This window comes from Caldivirga sp., assembly GCF_023256255.1.
In the GTDB taxonomy this organism is placed as follows: Archaea; Thermoproteota; Thermoprotei; order Thermoproteales; family Thermocladiaceae; genus Caldivirga.
Window position 1 is genome coordinate 1 of the sequence record NZ_JAGDXD010000031.1, and the last position, 8,815, is coordinate 8,815.

Sequence of the window (8,815 nt, forward strand, 5' to 3'; positions counted from 1 at the left end):
CAGTAACCGGTGTGCATGTACCATTAGGCCACTGGAAAGGCCAAGTATCACTACCCTTAACATTAGCGGAAATAGCATTACCAAAAGCCCACCAAGGCCAGCTTAGGGCTTCCCAGGCAGCATAGTACGATGGGGTGAAGGCTGTAGTCCATGATAATGCTGCAACATATTGCCCACTAGGTATTGTAGTACCCCAGTATGCTCCAGCATCCTGAGCTATTAATTTAGCATCTAAACCGAAGGCCTGCATTTGTGTTATGGCTTCTGAAGCCATCGTATCCCAGTCAATCCAGCCACTTGGTGCAAGAACCTCAATTGATAACTCAGTACCATTAGGTAAGTACCAGAATCCATTAATTTCCTTAAATCCTAAACTCTGCATGATTTGGGCGGCGCTTGTAGTATTGTATGTGCATGGTATTAGGAATTGTCTAACGCTTAATGGATATATATCAATGGTCTCCGGTGCCACTGGTTGAGGGTAATAGTTAGGGTAATTTAATCCCCATGCTGCAGCAACAGCGCTTCTATTAAATATCATGCATAATGCTTGCCTGAACTTAATAATATTGAATGGATATACATGAGGGTTAAACGTTATACCCCAACCTGATAGGTCTGGCGCAAAGTATGCGCTGAATCCGCTACTATTCAGTAATGCAACTTGTTTAACAGACATTGATCCACCAGCCCATGTAGCCTTATGGGCAACCATTGCTGCCACATATTGACTACCCGTGAAAAATTCCTCAAAGGTTGGATCATAGTAGTTCCATGATGCTAATGGGAAGAGTGTAAGCCATTCGCTTAAAAGACCCTGGGGTTCTAGGGTTATTTTAAGGCTTGATGTGCTAATGTAGGATAAGTAGTAAGGGAATATTCCCCAATACGGTGTATTCATCCTAGTTATATTTGTTGAATATACTAGTGCTTGTGATGAGTTCATCCCCTGAAGCACCTTAACTACAGACTTCCAGATTGGCCATGGAGTAGGTATACTAGCCGTAATGAACAGTATCCATTCTATTGGTGACCAGGTTTGGAATAAAAACTGTATTGTATAATTGTTAATTACCCTTATAGATTCATCAGCGTATTGAGGCTGCATGAAAGGTGCATATGATTGAAATGCCTTATCCTCAATGTAGAAGTATGCGTAAACATCCCATGCTGTGAATGGTATTGTTGCTGAACCATTAAACCAGTATAAGCCATGCCTAAGGTAAATAGTCAAGATACCGGAGCCATTAGGAAGAAGCTGAATACTCCAATTCCTAGCCAAAACAGGGTAAAACTGGTTATTGAATGGGTTATAAAGTGCCAATGGTGCATAGGTCATTATACTCGTCACAGAGTCCGATGCCAGCGTGTTTGGGTAAAATGGATTGTAAATGGGACCCGTTAGTACTAAGGAACCGTAATCAGCCCATATTATTTGAGGCTTCTGAGCCTGCTGGGGTAATGCAATAATCATAGTAACAATTAGTATTGTTAACGATGCCAGTATTATTAGTTTACGTGTGAGTTTCATACCTGTTCCATGACTTGATATATAATACTTGTTTAAGCATTACTTGCAATTTGTTGCACTCACCTACATAATACTCATTATGTAGTAAATTATCTTTCGTATCGATTCCTTGATTTGCCTATCCACGGTTGACTTATCCTTATTAAGTGCTGCGGATACTTCACTTAAGGTTGCTCTATTTCCTAAATTAAAGTAGCCGAGTTCCCAAGCGTTTCTTAGTGTCTTAAGTTCATTATTAGTCAACGCCAGTTTAATGTAGTCCAATAGATTATTATTCCCAGCTATTACTCTTGCAACATCCCTTATACTTGTGATGTGCTGTATCTTGAAGTTTATTAATCTGCCTATACTTCTTAGTGATTCCTTAAAATCATTAACCTTGTTTAATGGTGCTAGTATTAACCAATCCTGAACCCCCTCATATATTGATGACTTAAAGTAATGTATATTATTCAATATTAGTCTCTCCCTAACGGTATTTCGGTATGGGCCCATGAACCCCACTAGGTACATGTTATCAGTAATTCTCTTCACTAGGCCAACGTCATAAATTAAGCCTCTCTTACTGAGCTTAGTGAAGTACTCATGTATATTAGATCCCTTATCAACCCATTTAACGTTAATTACTTCAACATTGGCGTAATCAATTATTGGGTACCAGGTGGTGCTTATGAAGTGTGCGTTAATCATCCTAGTCCACAATGTCCAATCACCCCTATGTCTAAATTTAAATGATACTAAGGCTAGTTCATTAACCTTGCTTAAACCTTCTGGAATCACTAAAAATCACCCACTAATTCTAAGTAATCACTTATTCTCCTTTAAAGCTTAAGTCATTTACACTCAACTTAGTTCCCCCCATCACTGTTTTCATACATTATGCGTGATATACTTAAAAACAAGTATTATCCAGCGTCCTTGATGATTAGGAGCATTGATGTGGAGGGATTACCTAAGGCTGGTCCATATTCTCACGCAATAGTTGCCAATGGATTAGTCTTCGTGTCAGGGCAGTTGGGTACTATTCCAGGTAAGGATTTGTCCTTTGAGGAGCAGTTCAGGAATGCTGTTGGTAAAATTAGTAAAATACTCACTGAGGCTGGTTCATCATTGGATAATGTCGTTAAGGTCACTGTTTACTTGGCTGATGCCAAGTACTTTGATGTAATGAATAAGCTATTCAGTGAGTACTTCAAGAGTAGGCCGGCTAGAACCACAGTTGTTACAGGTATGATTGATTCCAGGGCATTGGTTGAAGTGGATGTAATCGCTGTTGTTAGTAAGTAGTTGAGTTATTCAAATCCCTTATAGCCCTGTGTTAAAATTCCCTTGATGCCTGGCTTAATGATAGTGTATTTTTCACCAATTAAGTCATCGATAAGGTTTTCATCAATTTTAAGTTCCCTGGCGTAATCCATGAGCACAGGCTTTAATTCCCTCACCTCATCCTCAGTTAACTCCCTATAATCGGCCATTGGCCTTGGTACATGACTAACTTGAAGAACCCTATTCAACCATTCATTAAGCGTGTCCTCAGGGTAACCCTCCTCCCTTAAAGCCTCAGTTAGTACTCTTATTTCATGCTTTGATGGTGCTAAGCCAACCTTACTGTAATCCACCTTACCTCTAACGTATATTCTACCGCCAACCATACCACTCCCTACGTAGTTACCCGTTAACTCAGCCTCCTTACCAGCCCTATAGGCGTCAATACCTAGAACCATTATGACTCCGCCAGCCATGTACTCGCCCAGGTAGTCATCAACCCTACCACCAATGATTAAGTATGGTCTCTTACTGGAGTATTCCCTCATCTGTACCCCAACCCTATTACCAGCATTACCCCTAACGAATATTTTACCACCTTGGAGGGTTTGCCCAAGAACATCCCTTGCATCACCGTGGATAATAACCTTACCATCATGCATTGTGTCAGCCACATCATCTTGAGCATTACCGTAGACTACGAACTCAACGCCATTATTTAAGTTGGCTAATGCATTACCTGGTGTACCATATATCTCAACTCTAACATCCTTAAGCTTATACCTAGGTAGGTTAACGCCTATGAATCTCTGGCCATTAACGTTAATTACCTTAACAAGCCTACTTCCGTTCATAATCCTCCTAAGTATCTCCTCATTAATCTCCCTATAATCTAGGCCCTTAGCATTAATGGCGTCTCCATCACTTTGCCTTGGGAATGACCTAGTGGGGAAGAAGACATCCAATTGCTCCTTAGGCCTACCCCATGATACTACCCCCCTCTTAAGGGACACTATTAAGTAACCACCGGGTGCTAGGGTCCAGACCCTTGCGTTAGGTGAAATTGCCCTAATTTCAGCCTCCTCACTGGCGGCGTAGTAGTATTGTCCATCGTAACCAACAACCACGGGCCTTAGCTTAAACCTATCCGCTAAGGCTATTAGGTACACGTCATCCGCATGATGCATCAGCATTATTATGGTGAAGGGTCCATCGAGCCTAGCCCACCTGTATTCGTTAAGTAGCCTTATTAACCATGGATCAGTAATACCCCTGAGGGATGGATTAACCAGTACCTTAACCGCAGTTTCAATATCCAACCCAATAACCTTAACTAGGTAATTAAATATGTAGGCCACTGCCTCACTATCAGTGCCAACAAGCCCCCTAACCCCCATGGTGGTTCCTAGGTGCACTGCGTTAACTCCATAGGAGCTTAATTCACCATTATGGACTATTGCAGTATCGTTTAATGCAAAGGGATGTGACCAGTAAGGTAAGTGACCTGGTGAGTTCGTTGGGAATCTCGTGTGCGCTATCCATGCGTCTGCCTCATAATTATTGACACCGTATACTTTAGCCACCTCATCAGGGTGTCCAATACCCTTGAAGACTGTTATATGCCTTCCCCAGTAGTAAACCCTACCTATTCCTCCTAGTTCCCATAACCTATCGTTAATTATGTTAATTAGGTCATCGACATTACCATCCACACCCTCCAACTCATACTCAGCATCAATCACTTTACCAACCTTACCCTTAACCCTAATGTTAGTCACCTTCGCTCCACTAATGCCTAGGTGTTCGGTGATGAGGTTTTCAACGTCATTGTAGTATTCATTAACGGCAAATAACCCAACCCTATACTTACCATGCCCATTAATCCTCACTGCAGCGTAGCCTGCCCCTAGCCCAACACCCCTGTACTTGACTGTGCTTATTGCCTCAACTACATCACTGCCCCTTATGCTTGGGGCATTACCTGCCCTAATGATGCCTAGTATTCCGCATGATGATGGGTAATGATTTATAATTACCATTCTCCAGCCACCTTAACCTTAAGTAGTTCCTTAACCCTTGGGTCAAGGGTCCTTAACAGTTCCCTATTGCCAATGATTGTTGAGTAGTAGGTATACACGCCTGCCGCCCCAAGGAGCTGAGCCATCTCCCTCCTTAAGCCGTTAATGATGTTTATCAGTTTATCCTCAAACCCATCCACTGTGACTGCCTTACCTATGATTGAGCTCACCTCAACTGCATCGGCGCCTAATGCAGCCAACTTAACCGCATCCCCTGAGCTCCTAAGGGATGTCATGTGAATTATTACATCTACACTATATCTAATTCCCCTCCTCCTAAGTTCAAGATCCGCATTAACCACTGATACCTCTGGGTCAACCTCACCACTTAAAGCATCATCTATTATGATGCCTGAGATTTGGCTTAAGTAGGGTTCAATGGGCTTAATTGGGTCTAGTAACGGTGGTAACCTGATGTATATTGGTGAATCATACTCATATATAGTCTTCATACTGCTTAAGTCACTTAAACTAAGCACTAATGCGCCAATTCCCCTAATCCACCTATCCCACATGGTTCTTGAGGAATGCTTGCCTGATGGGTTACTAAACCCATATAAATCTATGGCTATATCCATTAGGTGCGCCACAAATTTAGCTCTCTCAATTTGTTCAGGGCTCCAATTAGTAAGTGGCCTAATTATTAATGGGGCTGACATTTGTAGTCTCCCTCCCGCCAAGTAAACTGACATGTCTATGTCCTCCCTATAGGGGTCTATTGATGGTTTCGTAACCTGAGCCCCATCCAACCTAAGCCAATCAATGAGTCTCTTAGGTGGTTCAACCTCAGGAGGCCCTGTACTACCCATGCTGCTTATCACCACATCCCCCTTCTTGGCTAATTGACTTGCGTATATTGAGTAATCAGGTGTCCATACTGAGCCATTGTTCTTTAACGGTAACTCGCTGGTGCAGTCTCCTGCAACATCAAGTATCTTAGCTAATTCACTGGTGATGCAGTATCCTTTAAGTAAATCCCTCCTCCCAACAAGCTCCCTTACGTTCCCTAAGCCCAGATTATCGAGGATTAACCCCAACTCCGCTTGGAACGCCTTGAGGTAATTTATGACCGCCCTCTTGGCTAAGTCATGGTCAACCACCACTGAGCCATCAGCCAACCTACTGGTTATGCCGGCTGGGCAATTGCCGGTATGGCATGTCCTAGCCATGATGCAGCCCATTGAGTTTAACACTGATGTACCTAAGGCAACAGCATCAGCGCCTAAAGCCATAATCTTAGCCGCATCATCAGCTGACGACACTCTACCCGAGGCTATTACCGTGAACCCATCCCTAAGCCCCTCCCTCCTAAGCATCTTATCCACAGAGGCTATAGCCAACTCTATGGGTATACCCACGTTATCCTTAACAACCTGCGGCGCTGCCCCTGTCCCGGCTCCATGCCCATCAATAATTACTCCATCAGCACCCATTCTAGCTATCCCAACCACAATGTAAGGCGCATAATTAGTGGCCGCTATTTTAACAAGGACCGGCTTACCTGTAGCCTCCTTAAGCGCATCAATCCTCTGCTTAAGGTCCTCTATTGAGTATATGTCGTGGTGGGGGGCTGGGGATAGGGCGTCAACACCAATTGGTATCCTCCTAACCATTGAAATGGGCCCAGTCACCTTATTACCAGGCAAGTGACCACCTATGCCGGGTTTAGCCCCTTGCCCAATCTTAATTACGATACCTAACCCCCTCATTAAAACATCTATGTCAACCCCAAACCTAGCTGAGGCCCATTGAACAAATATCCTCCTATGCTTAGCAACATCAGGGTGAAGACCCCCCTCACCCGTCCCAGCCACTAGGTTGAGTTCATCAGCAACCTCAGCAACAACAACGTTAGGTACCCCTGAGAGCGAACCGAAGGACATGTCGCCGATGTATATTGGCGCAGCCAACTCAATACCACTAATGCTTGTTGTTAAGTCTGAGCTGTAGGTTTCATCACCATGCAGCACCACCTCATCCTTACCGAAACTTAACCTATCAAGGATCCTGTAGGCCCTTACTCCCCTCCTGAATATCCTAATGGGCCTTCCTGACACTGCCATTTGCCTAATCTCCTCAACAACGCTACTGCTCCAAAAGTCCCTTGTATAATCTTTATTGAGTATTTTAAGAAAACTATTTATAATCCTTACATTATCAAGGCGCTCTACGTAATGCACAGTAGGCTAACTAATAGGGTATATTTAAGCATTACCCATAGGGATAATTTTCCTTGCATATTGTATAGTGCAAGTGAAAAACTTGACATAGTATATAGAATCAGTTTAATAGCATGAACTTGACGCATATAGGGCCCAGGTATTATATAGTTTCTTGAGTTAACGTGCCGAAGCCTTAAATGCATATTGGGTGAACCTCATGGTTGATCATTTTCCATCCATTGAAGATAAACCTACCGTACACCCTCCGTCCACTTAGAATTATAGGTAGCCAAAGGGAATCATCCTCCCACATTGAATTAAACGGTATTTCACCCACATTAAACCATATTGGTTCAGCCTCATCGCTTTCCCTTAGCTCACCCTCGTAATCATTTGCTGTGAACACGTGGACGAAGTGAATTGACTCAACGTTACCATTATCGTAGTTCCAGAACTCAAGTAGCCCCATCCACTTCAATTCCCTTGGCTTAACCCCAATCTCCTCAATGCATTCCCTAATGGCTGCGTTATAAATGTCCTCATTACTCTCAACCTTACCACCAACTCCATTAAAGTAACCGCTACCTAACCCCCTCTTCTTCCTTATTAGCAATACTTTACCATCCTTAATTATGTACAGTAGCGTCTCAAGAAATATCATGGATTTTAGTGCGTGCAGTTGGATTATTAAGGGTTAGTGTATTAGGGCTTGTGACTGACTTATTAATTAAATAAGCCCTCATTTAGGCGACATTAGGAAAGGTTTATATAGAAGCGGTTTTAAGGGCACGTATGAGTCAGCAGGCCTACATTGCCCAGATAGGTGGAGTCCCTGTACTAGTGCTTAAGGAGGGGACGCAGAGGGCCTTTGGTAAGGAGGCTCTTAGGATAAACATAATGGTTGCCAAGGCAGTGTCAGAGGTCATGAGGACAACCCTAGGGCCTAAGGGTATGGATAAGATGCTTATTGATAGTCTAGGTGACATAACGATAACTAATGATGGTGCGACAATACTTAATGAAATGGATGTACAACACCCAATAGGTAAACTCCTGGTTGAGATAGCTAAGACGCAGGATGACGAGGTTGGTGATGGTACAACCACCGCAGTGGTGTTGGCTGGGGCGCTGCTTGATGAGGCTGAGAAGTTAATTGAGAAGAACATTCACCCAACAGTCATAATATCGGGCTTCAAGAAGGGGCTTGACGCTGCGATCCAGTACTTAACTAAGATAGCGATCCCAGTGGATAGGGATAACATTGATGTACTTAAGAAGGTGGCTGCAACGTCAATGCATGGTAAGATTAGTGAAACCGTTAAGGATCAATTCGCTGAACTGGCAGCTAGGGCTGTTTCAATGATTAAGGAGCAGAGGGGTGATAGGTGGATTGCCGACCTGGATAATGTTCAATTAGTTAAGAAGCATGGAGGCAGCCTACTTGATACACAGCTTATTCAAGGTGTAGTTATTGATAAGGAGGTGGTTCATGCTGCAATGCCTAAGAAGATCACTAACGCTAAGATAGCCCTACTTGATGCACCACTTGAGGTTGAGAAGCCTGAGATTGATGCGGAGATTAGGATTCAGGACCCAACCCAGATTAAGGCATTCCTAGATGAGGAGGAGAACATCCTAAGGGGCTACGTTGATAAGCTTAAGTCAATAGGCGCCAACGTAATATTCACAACTAAGGGCATTGATGACATAGCCCAATACTACTTAGCTAAGGCCGGTATTATGGCTGTTAGGAGGGTTAAGAGGAGTGACATTGAGAA

The 8,815-nt window shown here is 43.3% G+C and carries 7 protein-coding genes; 2 read left to right on the top strand and 5 right to left on the bottom strand.

Annotated features, from left to right (window positions below; all coding sequences use genetic code 11):
• On the bottom strand, positions 1-1,531 hold a 1,531-nt coding region (locus Q0C29_RS05510), incomplete at its 3' end, for an ABC transporter substrate-binding protein (protein WP_291999662.1).
• Between the two features lie 63 nt (positions 1,532-1,594).
• Positions 1,595-2,311, bottom strand: coding sequence for a helix-turn-helix domain-containing protein (locus Q0C29_RS05515; protein WP_291999663.1), 717 nt, complete (start codon positions 2,309-2,311; stop codon positions 1,595-1,597).
• Positions 2,312-2,452: 141 nt separating this feature from the next.
• Between Q0C29_RS05515 and Q0C29_RS05520 the strand changes: the two genes are divergently transcribed.
• On the top strand, positions 2,453-2,818 hold the full coding sequence (locus tag Q0C29_RS05520; RefSeq protein ID WP_291999664.1) for a RidA family protein: 366 nt from the start codon (positions 2,453-2,455) through the stop codon (positions 2,816-2,818).
• Positions 2,819-2,823: 5 nt separating this feature from the next.
• Here the strand turns inward: Q0C29_RS05520 and Q0C29_RS05525 are convergent, their stop codons facing one another.
• From Q0C29_RS05525 to Q0C29_RS05535, 3 genes are all read right to left on the bottom strand, one after another.
• Positions 2,824-4,836 (bottom strand): glutamate synthase, encoded by a 2,013-nt coding sequence (locus Q0C29_RS05525; protein WP_291999665.1) that lies wholly within the window; start codon positions 4,834-4,836, stop codon positions 2,824-2,826.
• The gene (locus tag Q0C29_RS05530; RefSeq protein ID WP_367173633.1) at positions 4,830-6,938 is read right to left on the bottom strand and encodes a glutamate synthase-related protein; all 2,109 of its coding nucleotides are present in this window, start codon (positions 6,936-6,938) and stop codon (positions 4,830-4,832) included. The genes Q0C29_RS05525 and Q0C29_RS05530 overlap by 7 nt, the downstream gene beginning before the upstream one ends.
• Positions 6,939-7,230: 292 nt before the next feature.
• Positions 7,231-7,698, bottom strand: coding sequence for an 8-oxo-dGTP diphosphatase (locus Q0C29_RS05535; protein ID WP_291999667.1), 468 nt, complete (start codon positions 7,696-7,698; stop codon positions 7,231-7,233).
• Between the two features lie 131 nt (positions 7,699-7,829).
• Between Q0C29_RS05535 and thsB the strand changes: the two genes are divergently transcribed.
• The coding region (gene thsB, locus Q0C29_RS05540) for a thermosome subunit beta (RefSeq protein WP_291999668.1) at positions 7,830-8,815 on the top strand (986 nt) is incomplete at its 3' end.